Source organism: Pseudoalteromonas byunsanensis, from assembly GCF_001854475.1.
GTDB classification, from domain to species: Bacteria; Pseudomonadota; Gammaproteobacteria; order Enterobacterales; family Alteromonadaceae; genus Pseudoalteromonas; species Pseudoalteromonas byunsanensis.
Window position 1 is genome coordinate 336,800 of the sequence record NZ_MNAN01000034.1, and the last position, 19,669, is coordinate 356,468.

The 19,669-nt window shown below is 43.8% G+C and carries 13 protein-coding genes; 5 read left to right on the forward strand and 8 right to left on the reverse strand.

What is annotated here, in order from left to right; all coding sequences use genetic code 11:
• Positions 1-146 precede the first annotated feature (146 nt).
• The 5 genes from BIW53_RS15775 to BIW53_RS15795 all read right to left on the reverse strand — a co-directional run bounded on the left by BIW53_RS15775 (position 147) and on the right by BIW53_RS15795 (position 7,321).
• Positions 147-536 carry a hypothetical protein gene (locus tag BIW53_RS15775; protein ID WP_070992991.1) on the reverse strand — a complete coding sequence of 130 codons (390 nt, stop codon included), beginning with the start codon at positions 534-536 and terminating at the stop codon, positions 147-149.
• The gene (locus BIW53_RS15780; protein ID WP_070992992.1) at positions 529-3,327 is read right to left on the reverse strand and encodes a reprolysin-like metallopeptidase; all 2,799 of its coding nucleotides are present in this window, start codon (positions 3,325-3,327) and stop codon (positions 529-531) included. The genes BIW53_RS15775 and BIW53_RS15780 overlap by 8 nt, the downstream gene beginning before the upstream one ends.
• A gap of 106 nt (positions 3,328-3,433) precedes the next feature.
• Entirely contained in the window at positions 3,434-4,933 is a 1,500-nt protein-coding gene (locus BIW53_RS15785) for a trehalase family glycosidase (RefSeq protein ID WP_070992993.1), read from the reverse strand.
• A gap of 9 nt (positions 4,934-4,942) precedes the next feature.
• Positions 4,943-6,205, reverse strand: coding sequence for an MFS transporter (locus BIW53_RS15790; protein WP_070992994.1), 1,263 nt, complete (start codon positions 6,203-6,205; stop codon positions 4,943-4,945).
• A 108-nt stretch (positions 6,206-6,313) separates the two neighbouring features.
• A complete protein-coding gene (locus BIW53_RS15795) occupies positions 6,314-7,321 on the reverse strand; it encodes a LacI family DNA-binding transcriptional regulator (RefSeq protein ID WP_070992995.1) in 1,008 nt (335 codons plus the stop codon).
• Positions 7,322-7,629: 308 nt separating this feature from the next.
• Here BIW53_RS15795 and BIW53_RS15800 point away from each other — a divergent pair, with 308 nt between their 5' ends.
• From BIW53_RS15800 to BIW53_RS15820, 5 genes are all read left to right on the forward strand, one after another.
• Positions 7,630-9,876, forward strand: coding sequence for a TonB-dependent receptor (locus BIW53_RS15800; protein ID WP_070992996.1), 2,247 nt, complete (start codon positions 7,630-7,632; stop codon positions 9,874-9,876).
• A 375-nt stretch (positions 9,877-10,251) separates the two neighbouring features.
• Complete coding sequence (locus tag BIW53_RS15805) at positions 10,252-12,525, forward strand: CHRD domain-containing protein (RefSeq protein ID WP_084228194.1); 2,274 nt, start codon at positions 10,252-10,254, stop codon at positions 12,523-12,525.
• Positions 12,526-12,703: 178 nt separating this feature from the next.
• Positions 12,704-13,198, forward strand: a complete 495-nt coding sequence (locus tag BIW53_RS15810; protein ID WP_070992997.1) for an MgtC/SapB family protein — start codon at positions 12,704-12,706, stop codon at positions 13,196-13,198.
• Entirely contained in the window at positions 13,188-13,649 is a 462-nt protein-coding gene (gene soxR, locus BIW53_RS15815) for a redox-sensitive transcriptional activator SoxR (protein WP_070992998.1), read from the forward strand. The genes BIW53_RS15810 and soxR overlap by 11 nt, the downstream gene beginning before the upstream one ends.
• A 139-nt stretch (positions 13,650-13,788) precedes the next feature.
• On the forward strand, positions 13,789-15,951 hold the full coding sequence (locus tag BIW53_RS15820) for a cation:dicarboxylate symporter family transporter (RefSeq protein WP_070992999.1): 2,163 nt from the start codon (positions 13,789-13,791) through the stop codon (positions 15,949-15,951).
• On the opposite strand, the gene BIW53_RS15825 is transcribed toward BIW53_RS15820, so the two are convergent.
• From BIW53_RS15825 to BIW53_RS15835, 3 genes are all read right to left on the reverse strand, one after another.
• Positions 15,940-16,332, reverse strand: coding sequence for a DUF1294 domain-containing protein (locus tag BIW53_RS15825; protein ID WP_175442156.1), 393 nt, complete (start codon positions 16,330-16,332; stop codon positions 15,940-15,942). The genes BIW53_RS15820 and BIW53_RS15825 overlap by 12 nt on opposite strands.
• Positions 16,333-16,406: 74 nt before the next feature.
• Complete coding sequence (locus BIW53_RS15830; protein WP_245699447.1) at positions 16,407-17,336, reverse strand: tetratricopeptide repeat protein; 930 nt, start codon at positions 17,334-17,336, stop codon at positions 16,407-16,409.
• A gap of 160 nt (positions 17,337-17,496) precedes the next feature.
• On the reverse strand, positions 17,497-19,656 hold the full coding sequence (locus BIW53_RS15835) for an exonuclease domain-containing protein (RefSeq protein WP_070993001.1): 2,160 nt from the start codon (positions 19,654-19,656) through the stop codon (positions 17,497-17,499).
• Positions 19,657-19,669: the final 13 nt, after the last annotated feature.

Consider the following 19,669-nt stretch of genomic DNA (forward strand, 5'->3'; position numbering starts at 1 on the left):
TCCTAGGAACAATAACAATACCTATTGCGGTACAAAGGTGGAATTATAACCACATGTTTACAATAGGTACAAAGAGATTATCTTTATATCTGCAACAAAAAAGCCAGAGGGTTCACTCACTGGCTTTTTTCGTCATAACTCGTGGGCTATGGTAAGCACTTAGACTCCATTGCGATGTTGAATTTTGCTGCGAACGACTGCAAGTTTGCCATCTGCTCGCGCTGGCTGTCATTTTTAATAACATCATTTGATGCTGACAGCAGCCAAGTCTGACACCCTTCTTTGAGTGGTAAAGGCTTTCGTGCCATACCCACTTTAGGATAGAAGTAGCCACGCCTGTTCAGAGCAATTAAACCAAAACTTTGCTTTGCTTCATGGGCTTCAAGCACCTGCTCTAATGAGTGCGCCATAAACCAATCCATACTCCTGTCAGCATTGACAAGTGGTACTTCAGATCCGCTGTTAGAAGCCGTTTGGATCATTTCACAGCCGAGCATTAGAGCGCATATTAATAGTGACATACACAAACTACGCATTCTTGGAGCTCCATTTCACTCTTCTGCAAAGCAGGCCCAAAAGTAAAGCATATAACCCATGCCCGAAGCTGCCACTACCACCATCATCTAAGTTACTAACTGGTGGAGGAGTCTGCACATTGACTGTAACCGTGGCCTCTGCTGATGCTCCGTTTCCATCACTCAGCGAATAGACAATCGCCTCCTGACCCGTAAAGCTACTTGCAGATTGATACGTAATGGTATTGCCAGAAACTGTTGCTGTACCTGTTCCTTCATATACCAGTTCTACTAAAGTTAACGTATCACCATCAACATCGGTATCATTTGCTAGCACATCTATGGTTGTTTGCACGCCTTGAGTTGCAGTAACAGAATCATCAACCGCTACCGGTGAATCATTGACCGCTGTCACCGTTATTTGCGTTGTAAAGTTGGCGCTGGCACCTTGCGCATCACTAATTGTGATAGGTACTTCTAATAAACCATTAAAGTTAGCATCAGGTGTAACCACATTAGCGTTAAAACTATACTGCTCCCCAGCAAGTACTGAAAGCGTAAATTCAGTGCTATCTACATCTACCACTTCAAACTGAGGTACGCCCAGTGTAATCGTTTCATCTTCGTTCATTGTCAACGCCACTTGAGTAAGTACTTCGGGCGCATCGTTAACTGGAGTTACTTGTATCTTTGCAGGGTAGCTTGTGGTGCTTGTGCCATCACTTAGCGTAATATTTACTGTAAGTTCACCGTTATAATCTGCTGCGGGCATAATGGTATTATCAGAGAAGGTATAATCCGTGCCAGCAATCACGCTCAATACTAACTGAGAACCAGCTTGTTGATTAGCAACACTAAACTGTGATGCCTCTATAGTGACACTAGTGTCTTCTGCCGTGGAGATGGTTTGCTGAGACGTCACAGCCAGCCCCGAGGCCAAATCAAACTCTTCGGATAGCGCATAAAAAACGCTGGAGGCACACTTGACCATCACCCGCGCTTTGTTGTTTTGGCTACCAATCAAAGTAACTTGCTGCTGACCATCATTAAGTGTGCCTGATAACAGCAACTGACTCTGTGAGGCATCACTATTGGTCTGCATAATATCTACATTACTACATGAAACTGGAGCTTGGTTAGTTCCTGCAACATTCCAGCTCACTGTAATTTGATTATCTTCATTAGCAGCACTACTTTGATCTGGCGCGGTGATAGCAAAAGGGCCAGCCGAAGAAACCGTCGTCACACTTGCCGTATCGAAACTAACACCACCATTTCCATCGCGAACAACCAATCTAAATGTCATTGTTCTGTCAGTGGTAGGATAGCCATCACCCTTAGTAATTTGTCCAGAAATTACATCAGCCAATAACGGAAAGTACCTCGTAGGGGAAGTGCTAGGCAGATAAGGCCTAAACATCGGCCCCTCGCCATTATCTTTTAAATCTTCAGAACTTGACGTCGGTGTGCCTAAGTCCAATTGTTCCCAAGAATAAGTCAAAGTGTCATTGCTATTCGCATCCGTTGCTGAACCTGTTAGCATAAAAGGTGTATTTATAGGGATCACATGATCCGCGTTAGCGTCAGCCACTGGGGCTTTATTACCATCATCCTGTAACGAGCCGCAAGTTGCACCAAAGCCTTGCGTAAGATGAGTATGTATCTCATCAATGCTGTAGGAATGGAACATAGCAATAGAGTTTGAGGCCAAATTCTCAGATCCACAGATCCCAGCATAAGCCATAATAGTAATGCCGCTACCCGGCTCATACGCTGCGTTACCAACACGAGTCGAACACGACCCTTCGGAGCCATTATAGGTATGATTTGCGCCAAATTGGTGGCCTAGTTCGTGGGCGACATAATCCACATCGAATGCATCTCCCTCTGGTGTGCCAATGCCCGTCATGCCCATAGCTTTGCCGCTGTCATCGCAAATAACGCCCAAAGCTGCGAGGCCAGCGCCTGAGGTTGCCATCAAATGTCCAACATCGTAGTTACTTGAACCAATAATGGTATCTATCTGATCCTGTACTTCGGAAAGCGTATCATCTAATTCACCATTGTCGTATGGGTCATTCTCGGTAAAGATCAGTGCGTCATTATTTGCCACTAACTCAAGTCGAACAGCGATATCTGTTTGATATATTTGATTGACTCGGTTAATCGTCGTCACTATGCCATTTAGAGCCTCGGTCTTGCCACCAAAGTAGCTGGTATATTCATCGCTAGTGGTGACAGCTAATCGATACGTTACCACTTCTACCGCGCCACCATTACCAATAAGCGGCCCTCTTTGTTGCAGAGCACCTAACGGCATATCCCTTTGTGCCAACGCTACGACTTCATCATGCCAAGGCGCATCACGGTTGCCCTTTTCATAAACTTTGTAGTTACCGTAGCTTGGGTCGATGTACAAAACACGGTCTTTGGTCTGATAGAAAGCATAAAAGCCATTTGGGCCAATATCAAAACGACCAGTATTGTGTGCAGCGCCCACTTGATGCCCTGAAAAACTGCGGATCATGGGGTATTTTTGTGCCAGCGCAGGGGCCATAATTGGGTCATAGCGTATGACATATTCAATCAGCCCAGCGTTACCATCGGGCAATGCTACGGTCATGCTGACACCACTTTCGGCCAGCGCCATTAAGTCACTGGTCACCTTTTGGTGATTCAAGCTATAGTACTGCGCTATAGACGATTTAGCTTCACCTTTTGAATGTACGTGATTGGTGTGCCACTGCCAACTGTTGGCGTAACTGGTGATTGAAACGAAAAGGGAACACAACAAAAGCAAAGAACGGTTCATATGCATCTCCGCATAAAGGACATTAAAGCACATTATAGACTTGGCTTATGAATTTGCGCATATTTGACGTTCAATGCTTTGTTAAAGAGGGGTAGCGAACAATCGCTCAAGCCTCATCATAAAGCGTTTGTAAGCGGCTCGTAACCCCATTTGTCCAGCCAAAGCCCTGTTGTACTTGATACTCACCACCACCCGCCGTTTTTTTAGGCTCACATACATTATATTTTTCCAACAAACAGTGGCGAGTGGCAAAATCCTGTTTCACCATATTTAGCCAACGCATGGCAATGTCTTGTGCCAACTCAAATTGGCCGTAATCCCGCAACCCTTTTATCGCAAACCAGTGCAATGGGGCCCAACCATTAGGGCTATCCCATTGCTGAGAAGTTTTACTTAGACAACTAACCAAACCGCCTTGGTGTAAAAACTCATGACTGAGTTTTTCGCCAATCAACTGTGCCTGTTGAGAACTTGCAATGCCTGCATAAAGCGGCACACATCCAGCCAAACTCAATACTTTTGAGGGTTTATTATGAGTCAAGTCATAGTCGCAAAACCAATTGAGTTCATCGCTCCATAGTAACTGCTCTATAGCGTTTTTACGCAGCCTTGCTCTTTTTTTGAAAGCAGCTGAGCGTGTGTTTTCACTCAACATTGTTAAACACTGAGCTAATATGTCTTCCAACAAATAAAGTAAAGCGTTTAGGTCAACGGGAACTCGGTTTGTGGTGTTAATACTCAGCAAACTTGCTGGATCGTCTAACCACCGTGCACTAAAGTCCCAGCCTGACTCACACGCAGCCCTAATATTTCGGAAAAATGATTCACGCTGTGACGGAGGTAATTTATTCGCGTCACAAATATCTTCAGCATAAGACTCTGGCCTTGGTTCTGGTTTATCATCCCAATAACGATTAAGCTGCATTCCGTTAAACAGCCTTACCACACGACGATGCACGCTATTACTATGCTCTAACTGCCCTTCGCCTTGATGCCAAAAATCATGCTCTTGTTGCATTGCTTCAACCATACGCTTGAGCCATTTAATATCGGACTTTTTATACGGCAGCAGCAATCTTACCATCAGTGCCAACACGGGTGGTTGAGAACGGCTGGTGTAGTAAATTCTATTGCCATTTGGCACACACCCGTAACGCTCAATCAGACTGACAAAGTTCTCTACCATAGCCTCAATGAGAGAAATATTGCCACTATCTTCCAATCCAAGTGCAGTAAAGTAGCTATCCCAATAGTAGATTTCATTGAATCGGCCACCAGGAACCACATAGTCATTATCAAGAGTTAGCAATGAATTATTGGTACTGTGAAAGGCTTTGCGCTGTAGCTTTGACCATAATGTCTCAATGTAATCCGCAACCGAGCCAACCTCACCAAGTGCTTGTAATTCAGGCTGTGCCGCAAAGGTAAAATGTGTATCTACAAAACACTTCAAAGCCTCATTGTCCATAGGCAAGTCATGCTGCTCATACGCTTGTTGCGCACTTTCCCAGCTAGTTTTTGGAATGGCATCCGCGAATACCTTGCTATCAGCAAAAATACCGCTTAGCTGCACATCTTTAAACAAGGTGCAATATTCGAATTTCATGAAAACCTCTTAGGCAGCAATAGGATGCGCAGAAGTACTACGCTGTTTAAATAGAAACAGTGAAATTACTAGCAAACACAGTGGCACGAGGGCACTATAGAATGCGTGCTGACCACTGAAGTGCTGAAAAATATAACCCGTTAGAATGGAGCCTGTGGTACCACCAAGCGCAGAAAAGATGACAATCATTCCAGTCATTGAGGCATGTTGATGTTTCTCTAAGCTACTTAAAATAACCGAATTCAACACCGGATAGATAGGTGCCATAAGTAGTCCTATCATGGGCATCAAGTAAGCCGCCAAAGGCGCATCAAACACTGAACTGACTGTTTGTTGTGAAACTCCTTGAGTCAGCGGCAAGGTTAATAAAATTAATCCTCCCATTGCTATCAAACAGATATTTAGTAGTACATACCAATGAAGGTGTTTTAGGATTTGTCCCGCAAGTAGACGCCCTACCGCTAAACTTGCCGCAAATATGCTCGTCAACTGAACACTTACATCCACTGGCAAATGTAGAATTTCATTGTTAAAAGTGGGTAGCCAAGTGCCTACGCCCTGCTCTATCAAAACATACAAAAATGCAGAAATGATAAAAACCAGCACCAAAGGTTGAAAGCTAAGTTTCAACATTGCGGTGAACTCACCGACTACGCTACTCCCTGAGGGTAATGTTTGCTTAGCAATTGGCGCCAGGCTAATAGTTAAAATACAAACCAAACTTAGCAAAGCGAGAATGTAATAAACGCTTAACCAATTCAGAGCATCACTTTCAGGCGTTATAAAAAAGCTGAAAATCCAATAGCCACTAAGTACGCCAACCATAAAAATGCCTTCTATGGTGTTAAGTAGCGCAGAGTGAGACGACGGCGAGTCACTCAACTGCCCAACTAAGGCATACACACTAATTTTAACAACCGCAAAAGCACAGCCTACAACAGCAAATAATATTTTAAATGCGTAAAACTGCCCTATTTGCGGTGTGACCAAACATATTAGCATCACCGCAGCCAAGGCCATTAACAGCGCCAGTTTGTAGCCAAAACGGGGGATCATCGAGGCCACCAAGAACGACATAATAGCTATAGAGAGATCTTTAAAACCTTCTAGACTTGCAGCCTGTGTTTTACTCACTGAAAAACTGTTTATCGATTGCAAGATCACGGTTCCAACACTGTTGAGTAATACCGCGAATAAAAAATAACAGGCCATCATAGCCAGTATGATACGTGCTCTTGATGCATTGGTTAGAGTAGTTGTTGCATCTGTCATAAGCTGAACTCTTTTACATAGAATGAATCAAAGTCTAGCCTTGCAAAAATTAATTTGCAATCGTTTGCAAATTAATTTCTTGCCACAAATTTTTAGCTAGCCCTTTTGCTAACTTGATTGACGACATAGCAATTCAATATCAATTTCTTGTGAATCAACTACTTCATTATTCAACTGCGCCAATAGTTTAACTACTAGCATTTTAGCGGCTAGCTGCGTATTTTGCCTAATAGTTGTCAATGAAGGATGGCTGACATCGGCCATACCAATATCGTCGAACCCTACCAAACGCACATCATTTGGCACACTGATATATCTCTCTTTTAGTGCCTTAAGTGCGCCCAAAGCGACCATATCACTACAAGCAAAAACACCATCAAAGGTGAGACCTTCCGTTCTAAGTAATTGATTAATTGACTCATATGCGGCATGGCTTGTGATATCAATTTTAACGGTTTGCTGTTGGCACTCGCCTTTCGCTTGCTCAATCGCAGCTTTGAACCCGCGATATCGTTCACTTATCTCCGCGTGCCCCGGATCACCTAAAAACAATAAATTTGATGCGCCTCGCGCAATCAAGTGCTCGGTTGCCAGCAAACCACCTAAATAATTGTCACTGCCAACTATCGGATAGTCGCTTGGAGTTTTGGGATCTCCCCAAACAACCAATGGCGCCCCCTGCTTTGCAGCCTTTTCAATACGACTTTGCTGTTTACCTTGACCAACAACTATTAAACCATCAGCTCGGCGCCCATCAATAAAATAGCCGTACCAATCATCGCCTGCCATGTAGGAATTAGACAATAGAAGCTCGTACCCTTGGCGGTTAACTGCTTGATTAATATCACTTACGACTTTAAGCAAGAAAGGGTCATCTATGGACTGTTCGGTATTGGCTTCCAAATTTATGACTACCGCTATCACTTTGGTTTTTTGTAACCTTAGGCGACTTGCAGCGGTATTGAGTGTGAAGTTGTATTCTTTGGCAAGCTGCTGAACATGATCACGAGTGGCTTGTTTGATCACCGGATTATTATTCAATGCCCGTGATGCAGTTGAGGTTGATACCCCAGCAAGTTTTGCTAAATCCACTAGCTTTAATTTCTTCTGCTCCACTGTAACCTCTTTGATTTAAATCTCACCGCATCACTAACTTATTGAGAAGTTAGCATATTACTGAGCAATACCGACGAATTAATTCGCATTATACCGCAAATGTACATCGGTTATTACCTAAGGCAAAAGAAGGTATGTGCAAAAAGTTGCATAAAAGTTATTGCAAACGTTTGCAATAACCTCTATTTTAATTTCAGCGCCATTTCAAACTCCCTTATGCTGGGTTGCAAACTTAGACTACAGCGCTAAGTTTTAGGGAGTGGCGCACATAATGATATGAACCATATGACAACAAAAGGGGCTTTCCCATGCGCAAACTCAAGCAATATTCGTTGCTCGCTACAGCCATTGCTGCGGTTTTGAGTAATCAAGCGATAGCACAAGACGAACAAGCTAAAGAACAAAAAGTTGAAACTATCGTAGTATCAGGTACCGCTGGTGGGCGCGGTGTTAGAAAGATTGACGCCGGCTTTGCTGTAACTAACATTGACGCGGTAAAAATCGACAAACTTGCTCCTAAGAGCACAGCTGATCTGCTTAAAGCGGTTCCCGGTATTTGGGTTGAAAGCTCGGGTGGTGAGTCTGGTGCGAATGTATTTGTGCGTGGTTTCCCAGGTGGTGGCGATGCGCCATTCTTAACCGTGAGTTTGCAAGGTTCGCCCGTTTACCCTGCACCAACGCTTTCTTTTTTAGAAAACTCTTCTATTTTTCGCTTAGATGAAACTATTAGCATGATGGAAGCCCTACGCGGCGGTCCAAACCCAGTAGTATCAAATGGCCAACCAGGCTTAACCACTAACTTTCAACTAAAGCGCGGTAGTGAAGATACCGAAGGTACGTTCAAATATACCACCAGCGACTATGGTCTTCAGCGTCTTGACGCTGTGCTAAGTGGCGAAGTAAGCGATGATTTGTATTATATGGTGGGTGGCTATATCAAACGTTCATCAGGTATTCGCGATGCTGGTTTCACTTCTGAGCGCGGCCAGCAATTCACCATCAACCTAACCAAAGAATTGGACAATGGTGAGATCAATGTTTATACCCGCCAGACTGATGATACAGGCGCTTGGTACTTGCCAACTCCTCTAAACGTAGGCGGCGTTGATGCAGAGTATACGCAACTGGGCACCCTAAACCGTCAAGCCGTTATCTATGCCGAAGGCGATGAGGCGATGGAAATTGACTTAGGTGAAGGCCGAGGCTGGAAAGGTCACATCTCTGGCGGTAGCATCAAATTAGAACTAAAGAATGGCTGGCACTTAATTGACCGCTTCAACCTAACACAGGGTGAGGCAAATACCTATGGTCTAGTACCTGCGGGTAGCGCAGAACGACTTAAAGATGTTGCTGACAATGGGCTAGATGCAAAAGGCGCTGTTACAGGCACTATGTATGAAGGTGATACGTATGTGCAAAGTATGGGCCGCTGGGTCGTATTAAAAGACATCGAGTCATTCACCAATGATTTAGCATTTAGCAAAACTTTCGACAGGTGGGATAGCGCTTATGGTATCTACAGCGCTTCAACCTCAGCAAAAGACTGGTGGAGTCTAGGTAATGCAGCCTATTACGTGCTAGAAGCTGGTGGCGAAATGCTTGATGGCATTGAGTGTAACACTAGTGTTGATGGCTGTGCTTGGAACTATGACATCAACAGCACGGGCGATGCTAAAACCTTAGCGTTTTATACCACGCAAAGCTACCGAGCAACCGACGAACTAACATTAGACTTAGGTCTGCGCTCTGAGCGCCACGAAGTAAATTATTCGGTAGATGAAGAACTCAATGGCACCATTGATAAATCTGTAGACTACAGTGCTCGAAAAACCTCTTGGACCCTAGGTGCTGACTACAAGTTAGCCGACGATATGGGTGTGTTTGCTCGTCTTAATAAAGGCTATAAAATGCCTTACTTTGATGATTTCAGAGATAACTTCGACACCTATAAAGCAGGTGAGCCATTAATTAAAGAAATCACGCAAGCGGAACTGGGCTTTAAGTACATGGGTGATAACACCGACTTTTTTGCCACTCTGTTTAGCAATGAAGTTAAGGGTGATACGTTTGTTCGCAGACCAGGTGAGCCCGCGGATGTCTTAACCAATGAAGCTTTAGGTATCGAGTTTGATTATAACTACAACCATGAGTCTGGGTTGTCTATTAATTTAAACGCGACCGTACAAGACACAGAAATCACCGAAAGCCCTGATAATCAAGGCAATGAAAGTCAGCGCCAGCCTAGTTGGCAGATTCGTGTTACTCCAAGCTATGACTTTGAGATAGCAGGCATGTTCGCTACGGTTTACGGCACCTTCTCGGCAGTTGATGACCGTTTTGGTAACAACGAAAACACCGTTACGCTTGAAGGCTACGAAAAATTTGACTTAGGTTTGATAGTCGAGCCAGCAGAAGGCGTAAAACTGCAATTGGCGGCGGATAACCTCACCGATGAGCAAGGTATCACCGAGGGTGACCCACGCAATGTAAATGCTCCAAATGGTCGCTATATTATGCCTCGCAGCATCAAATTTAGCGTCAGCTATAGCTTTTAATTAAACACTTCTCCTTGGATCACAAGCCCAGTTGCCCAGACTGGGCTTTTTTAATTATATCCGCACACTTCGATATCTATTGCTCTATCATTGGCAGGGCCCTACCGCTATTACCACCATTATGTTTGCAATTTGGCCTATATACTCGAATACGACTATAGTCTTTGCTGTAGCTTAAACTAGTAGTAATGAAATCAAACGGAAGGCCGCCTGACGGCGCTTGATGGTGGGTTTGCAGTGTATGGTAACTCAATTCTAAAAGCATAAAATTAAATTTTATTGTGATTACGGTGAACTTTCAGGCAATGACTTTCGTAAGTCTAGCAATGGGTGATTTAAATCATCCTTTTTAACCCAATCTACAGGATGAGTATAATGAAAAAGTTTATAGTAAGCGCTAGCCTAATGCTGCTGGTGGCATGTAGTGATAGCGATGATAACAACACAGTAACGCCGCCACCAACACCGACTCCTGAGTTTTCAGCGACTAAAACCTTCGAGCTGACACTAAGTGGCACGCAAGAAGTTCCCATGAACGCGTCCGAACAAACTGCAACAGCAAATGTAGAACTGGATGAAAACCTGATGCAGTTTAGGGCTACATTGGATTACAGCGATGTCGAAGGCTTTAGTGCTGCACATATTCACGATGGTGATTTGGGTGAAAATGGCGATGTCGCTTTTACCTTTGAGGCATCAAGTGACAATCAGGTTAGTATTGCGATCACCGATTTAACAGAGGCTTTGATGGCCGACATGCTAGACGGTGATTGGTACATCAATTTACATACTCAAAGCTTTCCTGGTGGAGAGTTACGCGCGCAAATTGTGCCAGACACCACCAGTATTATTACCTTCAAGCTCAATCGTTCACAGCAAGTACCAATGAACCAATCAAATGGCATGGGCGATGGTTATGCATCCTATGACAGCACAGATGGTGAACTTTACCTACGTGTCGTTACCTCTGGCGTTGATGATGCCACTGCTGCGCACATTCATACTGGCAGAATTGGCAGCAACGGCGATGTTCTTGTAGTACTTGAACAAGACGACGAAGTGATGACTGATTGGGTGACCCCTGAGGAAACCATGATTGATGAAGCGACGCTAAATGTGCTTCTATCTGGTGGTCATTATGTCAACGTGCACACTCCTGCGCTGCCCAATGGCGCGATCCGTGGCCAAATCCTAACTGATAACTATGCTTTAGCAACATTTAAGCTCTCTGGTGACCAAGAAGTTCCCGCAGTTGCTACTACCGCCTCTGGCGATGGCTACGCCTTAGTTGATACTGACGATTACAGTGTTGAGCTGCGAGTGGTAACCTCTGGCGTGGAGGATGCAACCGCCGCACATATTCATGCCGGTCGTATTGGAACCAACGGTGACGTCTTAGTGGCACTTGAACAAAGCACAGATGATATGAACGTGTGGATGACCCCAGAAAACACCATGATTGACGCCGATATTTTTGCGGTACTCGCCTCTGGCGGTCACTACGTAAACGTACATACCCCTGCAACACCAAGTGGCGAACTACGTGGCCAAATCCTAACTGATAATTATGCCTTAGCAACATTTAAGCTCTCTGGTGGCCAAGAAGTTCCCGCAGTTGCTACTACCGCCTCTGGCGATGGCTACGCCTTAGTTGATACTGACGATTACAGTGTTGAACTGCGAGTGGTAACCTCTGGCGTGGAAGATGCAACCGCCGCACATATTCATACTGGTCGCATTGGCACCAACGGTGATGTTTTAGTGGCACTTGCACAAAGCACAGATGATATGAACGTGTGGATGGCCCCAGAAAACACCATGATTGACGCCGATATTTTTGCGGTACTCGCCTCTGGCGGTCACTACGTAAACGTACATACCCCTGCAACACCAAGTGGCGAACTACGAGGCCAAATCCTAACTGATAATTATGCCTTAGCAACATTTAAGCTCTCTGGTGACCAAGAAGTTCCCGCAGTTGCTACTACCGCCTCTGGCGATGGCTACGCCTTAGTTGATACTGACGATTACAGTGTTGAACTGCGAGTGGTAACCTCTGGCGTGGAAGATGCAACCGCCGCACATATTCATACTGGTCGCATTGGCACCAACGGTGATGTTTTAGTGGCACTTGCACAAAGTGAAGACGATATGAACGTGTGGATGACCCCAGAAAACACCATGATTGACGCCGATATTTTTGCGGTACTCGCCTCTGGTGGTCACTACGTAAACGTACATACCCCTGCAACTCCAAGTGGCGAACTACGTGGCCAAATCCTAACTGATAACTTCACCTTGGTTGCATTCCCACTGAGTGGCGAGCAAGAAGTGCCAGCTGTAACGACCACAGCAACAGGTAGTGGCTATGCGCTGGTAGATGGCAACGACTTTAGCTTAGAGTTACAAGTGTTAACAAGCGGCGTTGCAGATGCAACAGCGGCCCATATTCACACAGGCATGGCTGGTGAAAATGGTCCTGTACTCTTGGCGCTTGAACAAGATGAAAGCGATGTAAATCGCTGGATGGCACCAGCAAATGCAGCGCTAACGGCTGAAATCTTTGCGCTACTTGCAAGCGGCGGACATTATGTAAATGTACATACTCCAGCAAACCCTGGTGGAGAATTACGAGGCCAAATTCAGTAATAAACTCTTTCGGGCCCGCACTAAGCGGGCCTACTCAAATAATTACAATCGAGACACTTTCTAACACTACTAAATGTCATACTTCCTAATGACAACGGCGACTTTCGAAGTAAATATGCTACCGAAGTGTCATAATTTCTATTACACTCAGGCTTTGTCATTTTCTATTTTAATGTTCATGGACTTAACAACCCTTTTTAGTATTGACCCTCTTCGTTGGCCTGATATTGGTGCAGCTGTTTTAGCAGGCTCCATCATTGGTTTAGAACGCCAATTACGCGGTAAACCCGTTGGGATCAGAACTTCTTCATTGATTGTGTTAGGCACGTATACTTTTATTATGCTCTCGATGCAGGTAAACAATGAAGTCGCTGACCCTTCACGGATCATCGGTCAGGTGGTCACTGGGATCGGCTTTTTAGGAGCTGGTGTGATGCTCTCTAAAGAGGGGGTTGTAGTGGGAGTTACCTCTGCAGCAGCGATTTGGATGCTGGCAGCCATTGGTATTTGCGTTGCAGTTGCCGGCCCTCTCATTGCAATAAAAATGGCAGTAATTGTGGTTGTTATCTTGTACGGAGTTGACTTGTTAGAATCGAGTTTTACCAACCTGACTCGAGGTGTTCATGGTAAATACACCGGTTGGAAGACCAGAGTTAAAAAAGATGCCAAATAACACGCAATTACAAGATGCCAATTTAACCCCCGGCTATGTCGCAAAGCGTAGCGATGTTAAGGTCTCCACATTACACTTCTACGAACAAAAAGGTCTAATTCGTAGTTGGCGAAATAGCGGTAACCAACGCCGCTACAAGCCAGATGTACTCAGGCGAATTGCGGTGATCAAAGCCGCACAAAAAATGGGCGTGACACTAGAGGAAGTCAAACAAACGCTAAGCTCGCTGCCTGATAGCCGAACGCCAACAAAAGCAGACTGGGCTAAGCTTTCAACGGCATGGCAGCAAAAACTAGACGAAAAAATTGCCTACATGCAAAGAGTGAGAAATCAAGTGGAAGGCTGTATTGGCTGCGGGTGTTTATCAATGAAAAGCTGCCCTATATATAACCCAGATGACGTGCTGGGAGAAACAGGCAGTGGTGCCTTGTTATTGGGCAGGGACTGGTAAACCCCGACACCATTATTTACTTATACGCACCATAACATTCTAAGATATTCAGGTTTAAGTAAGTCATAAAGCATATAATCCCCGCTCTTTTTGTTTTCTATTATGCTTATCAATACAATAAGCAAAATTAATATCGACTATGAACACTCTGTTAGAATTTCTAAAAAACCGCAATTGGATGTTGTGGGCGCTCATATTAGGCGTAGCAACCGGCCTTATTTTTGGTGAACGAGTAGCATTTTTGCAGCCTCTGGGCGCTGGTTTCGTTAAGCTAATGCAGATCACCATATTTCCCTATATCGTGGTCAGCCTGATTGTCGGTTTAGGTAAGTTTAACCCTGAACAAGTACGCAGCATTCTGCTTAAAGCTGCCACGGTCATGATCTGCTTGTGGGGTGTAGGCCTTTTTGCAATTTGGTGTTTTACCTTTACGCTACCCCAACATGATGCTGGAACGTTTTTCTCCCCAGCGCTAATTGCACCGACCAATAATATTGATTTTGCGCAGCAGTATATTCCAGCAAACCCTTTCGCGTCCTTAGCCGAGGGCAATGTACCTGCTATTGTTATTTTTTGTATTGCTTTAGGTATGGCGCTCATCGCGAACAAACGCAAAAATACTGTACTGGAATTTCTTGATGTCATTGGCCAAGGTTTAACGGTTATCTCGAAAAAAGTAATTTCCATTTTTCCCATTGGTATTTTTGCTATGACAGCAAGCACAGCAGGTACACTCAGTGTAGAAGAGCTAAACAATTTGCAAGTATACTGGGTGTTAGTACTATGCCTTGGTTTGTACTTAATGCTAGTGCTACTTCCGATGTTGGTTGCGGCGCTTACGCCCATCAAATACCGCGCCTTAATCTTAGTGATGCGCAATGCTTGGATAACAGCATTTAGTACAGGTAATGTGTTTATTGTCCTTCCTGTGATCACCGAGGGCATAAAAGAACACTTGCGCACCATTAAAAAGGCCGATGAGCAGGCCGATCATATTGCCGAAGTGCTAGTACCTATTGCGTACACTTTCCCAAGCCTTGGCAAGCTTACCACGCTTATTTTTGTTATGTTTGCGGGCTGGCTCACTGGTAACCCTATTAGCTTAACCGATATTCCAAATGTCACCCTATCTGCAATGTTGAGTTACTTTGCGAATGTTCACCTCGCAATTCCATTTATGCTCGATAGCTTAAAAATACCAGCCGATAGCTACCAACTTTATTTATCAATGTCGGTATTGACCGCCAAGGTGGTATCACCGACTACTGTGGTATATATTTTCGCTTTTGTTTTTTTAAGTATCTTCTATTGCCGTAAACAGTTGCATCTAAAACGGTTACGTTCAGTATATTACTTGACCTTGTTCAGCGCCCTATTACCCGCATTTATGCTGGCAAGCTTTACATTAAACAGCTACCTTGCTAAAAACTCACAGGCCGCAGATGAAGTAATTGCCAATATGGTGATTGCCGATAAAGTTCCTGCGCACGTTTTAGGATATGTCCCTAAGGCTTACCAAAGTGGCGAACTGTCATTAACTAATATTGATGTGATTAAAAAGCGCAATTTACTTAGGGTTGGCTATCTTATTGATAACGTCCCGTTTAGTTACTTTAATCAGAAAAATGAACTCGTGGGTTTTGACATCAGTCTTGCACACCGTTTAGCGTCAGACTTAAACGTAAACGTTGAGTTTATCCCATTCAAAAAGCATCAGCTAAATGAATATCTGAACAAAGGCTTTTTTGATGTAGCTATGTCTGGCCTTGAAATCAATGTGGCAGACCTAACCAAAGTGCGCTTTAGTGATCAAGTATTGCAGCTACAACTGGCGCTGCTTGCCAGAGATCACCAACTAGACAGATTTTCAACAATAAAAGACATTGCACAACAAACTTTAACCATTGCTCATGTTGAATATGCGCCTTTATTGCATCAGGTCGCCAAAAACTACCCAAGTATAGAGTTCAAACAACTGCCTAACCTTAAAGCCTATTTCGCAGACCCAGATAGATATGACGCGCTGGTGATAAGCGCTGAAGCAGGCTTTGCATGGAGCATGTTCTACCCCGAGTTTGGGGTAGTTGTACCACAAGGGGAAATAAGCAAATACCCAACTGGGTTTGCGGTGGCCAAACGTAATTATGACCTTCTAAATTACCTCAATGCTTGGCTGGATATACAACATGCCAACGGTCAAGTTGACGCCAATTATCGCTACTGGATATTAGGTCAGGGCAGCCAGAAAACAGTTAAGCGCTGGTCACTACTTGACGAGTATGCACCTGAGTTATTGGATTAAAAACCGATAGCTCAGCCAGAGCATAAAAACCGTTTGCACAAAGCTCAGTAGTAAAAGCTTTGAATTAAACTGCCACTTCTGGCATTTGTGACGAAACCACTTTTGTGCGATGAACATCGTCATATTGCCAGCAAACCATGATATGGCTAACAATTTGCTTTCACTCACACGCCTCGTTGATGCGACAGCGCGTTGCTTGTCTAGCCAAAATAGTGATAAGAACAATACATTGATAGTCACAAAATAGATTGCAATGCTAAGTGCATAGGTTATGTCATTGTGGGTAAACCACACGGCCAATATAGCAATCAGCAACCATGAACACACCGACAGCCCGTACGACAGACCCAAACAAGTCAAATTAAGAGAAAATGTTGGCAAAACAAACTCAAAAGGTATCAAATAGATTTGATTTTATCTTAAAAAAGGAACTCTCAGGTATACAAAAATGACCTCTATTCCCAATCACATACTTTGACTGCCTTAAACCACTCTTCATCGAATGACTTTTTCACAGGAAGCAAAGGACGTGTAACCTCAACTTCAAGTTTTGGCGCTAAATACTTATGTACCCAAGCTCGTACCGTATCACTTTCCAATTCCTCATACGCCACTGTTAAAGACAGTTTTAGTTTATCGTCGGGCGAACTACCCTGTAGTTGTTCAAATCGCGCCTGCAACCATGACAACAATGCCTGTTTTGACTGGTTAGGGAAGATTGATGTCAATCTAGACGTTGGGCCAATCAGACGCTGGTAATTCATTGTTTGCTCCTTGATCAAAAATACCAGCAACAAGTTAATACCTGCTGAAATTTTTCCTGAGCGCTTATCAACTTCCTGATAATCATTGAGAGCCTGTCGGAATAAGCGCTCGGCCTCATCAACCTTTCCTTCATCCAGTGCCAAAGCACCAAGATTATTCTCTATCATAGCCAGTACTGGTGTTTGTTGTAATTGCTCAGCCAAAATGCGAGAGCGAGCATATAATGCACGTGCTTTTGAGTGATTTCCCTGCTCTCTAGCCACCAAAGCCAAGCTATTAGTTAACGTTAAACGCTGTCGATCATTTTGTGCGTACTTATATGAACAATCCAAAGAGGTTTGCGCGTCGCTGTAATACTGCTCTCTGCGTAACCAAATACCTAGTGCACTTAAAATGGTGGTGATTTGGCTTCTAAAATGGGGACTTTGTCGCGCACTAAACACCGCTTTTAAGGAGTCAATCAAACGCGACATTTGATTGGTAGGCACAGAGGCACGCATCGCGATTATGTGCCAACGTATAAACAAGTGCTCGGGAAGCTCTTCAGGTTTACCCATATTTTCGAGTAGCACAATGGATTGGGCTGGATTAACCAACAGGTAATCTTCCGCCTCATTCATTATACCAACAGGATTTACAACGCGGGCATCAGACCCAAAGCTGAAGCACAACATCAGAAATACTAACAGTATTCGCAATACTCTCTCACCGCTTTGCTAACCACTAAGCTTAACTCTAGTTGCTAAAAACTAAATATTCAAAGCGTGCAGCCAACTCAGCCTATAATTGCGTCTCTTCTACCTGTCGAACGCTATTAACTAACAACAATAATTTCGCCGCTGCTAGGGCATCTTCTAAAGCTCTGTGATGTTGCTTTAGTTCAATACCTAAGGCAGCACATAGTTTTCCTAGCGAGTAAGAGCTGTGCCCAGGGAGATATTTTCTAGCCAATTGTACTGTGCAAAGTTTAGGTTTACTAAATGTCATACCCACTCTTTGAAATTCCTGTTTTAAAAACCCCATGTCAAAGTTCACGTTATGGGCAACGAAAATTGCTTTTTCACAAACAGCCGCGACCTTATTGGCAATATCTGAAAACTCAGGCGCATCGGCTACCATGGTATTATCTATTGCTGTCAATTGGGTTATATATTTTGGAATTGAACGTTTGGGATTCACTAGGCTTTGCCATGTCGAAACGATTTCTCCTCCTTCAATACGTACCAACGCTATTTCTGTAATGCGGTCAAACTGATTCTTACCTCCGGTTGTTTCAATATCCACCACCACATACGCTTGATTTGGGTCAAACTGCCATCGGGTTCGCTGTACTTTTACATCGAACCCGCACTGTGTAAGCCTATTTATTGACACCAATTGATTACGTCTAAGAGAATCTCCCGGTGCTTTAATTTCCTCAAAACGCAATGTGTTACCTTCAAGCACCATCAGATCGGGATATCCATCCTTTAAGTTTTTAAAGTCTTGACTCATAGCGCGCAACAACGAAATTAAAGCACTTAACGGTGCTGATTCTGCCAATATAAGTAATTGTTCTACCAGTTCATCATGCCAAACAAACAACGAATTTTGCTGATTAAAGTAACGAGTCATTTGCTTTAGCAACCAGCTTTTAAAACACGAAGCTTGATTGATTTGCTCTAGCTTGTATTCAATATCCTGCGCAAGCACGTCATAGAAACGATTAAATTTTAGTAGTTGTGGGTATCGCTCAAATTCGTTTACAGCCATGGATAATTCATGTTCGAATAGCTCCCGCCAAAAAACAATACTAAACAGTGCTAGCCATAATTGATTTTCAGTATGCCAACTGCGGATACCGTGGTGAGCATAATAAGCTATCACACCTTGCTCTGTACGGCCTTTGTAGGCTTCATCCAGCGCAATTTCATCAACATTTTCACGCAGCAAATCAGTTAAAATCGAGGTGCGTTTTTGCTGAAACTTTCGTAGCAAGAAATCTTTTGCAAATAACAAAAGAGACTCATCATTTGGTTCGCCCAGAATAGCTTCAAGTTGCTCGCGACATTGCTCACGCTCTTGGAGTGAGAACATCAAACGAAGGCGCTTTTCGTGAGCTTTACTGCTGCTACACCGCGCCAGTAGTCGCACTGATTGCTGTGGGTTTTGCTTTTCTAACAAACAGGCGAGTTTATAAAACAACTTGTCTTGGCGATAGCTGGCCTGCTCATGTAGTTCAAAGTCAAACTTGCGGTTGAGTAAAGTAGAACACAAATCTCTTGCGCGCTCTTGGGTTATATCACCGAGAGATTTATAAAGTTGCGCATATTCAAAGGCACACTGTGCCTGTTGATAGTCACCAAAGTAGCTTGCGGGATTAACCTCTGAGTGAGTCTTCATCACACCTAAATCTCGCATGGAAAACTGCGACAGGTTTGTTTCTAGACGATTAAAAAACAAAAATAATAGGTAATCAAATAATGGTGCTATCTCTACACATAAGTATCTATTTAAAACAATATGCTGCTCAATATTAGCAAATTCAACATATTGACGCACAAAGTCCAGCCAAACCGACTTTTTAGCACTGCGTGCTGGGTAACCACTTAATTGCGTATGTAGGCTAATGTCTTGAAGCTCGGTTTTAGTCAATACATCTAACCATGTATGGTAGTCTTGTTCGGTAACATCGCTAATAAACTGATTATCGCGTAAGCCCGCTAATGCGAGCTCTAAATTGCTTATCTCAGCGTAATTGAGAGAGTCATAAGCCACAAACTTAGACTTTCTATTTAATAGCCGAACCAACAAACAACGCTCATATTCAGTAAGTTTTTCAATACGCTCCAACGTGAGCTTATCCTGCGCCGATAACAAATGACCATTGCTTAATATAATAAACTCGACAAACTCGTTGTAATGATCCAAATAGTATTTTTCAGGAAGTTGTTTTTGCACTCGCACACCAAAA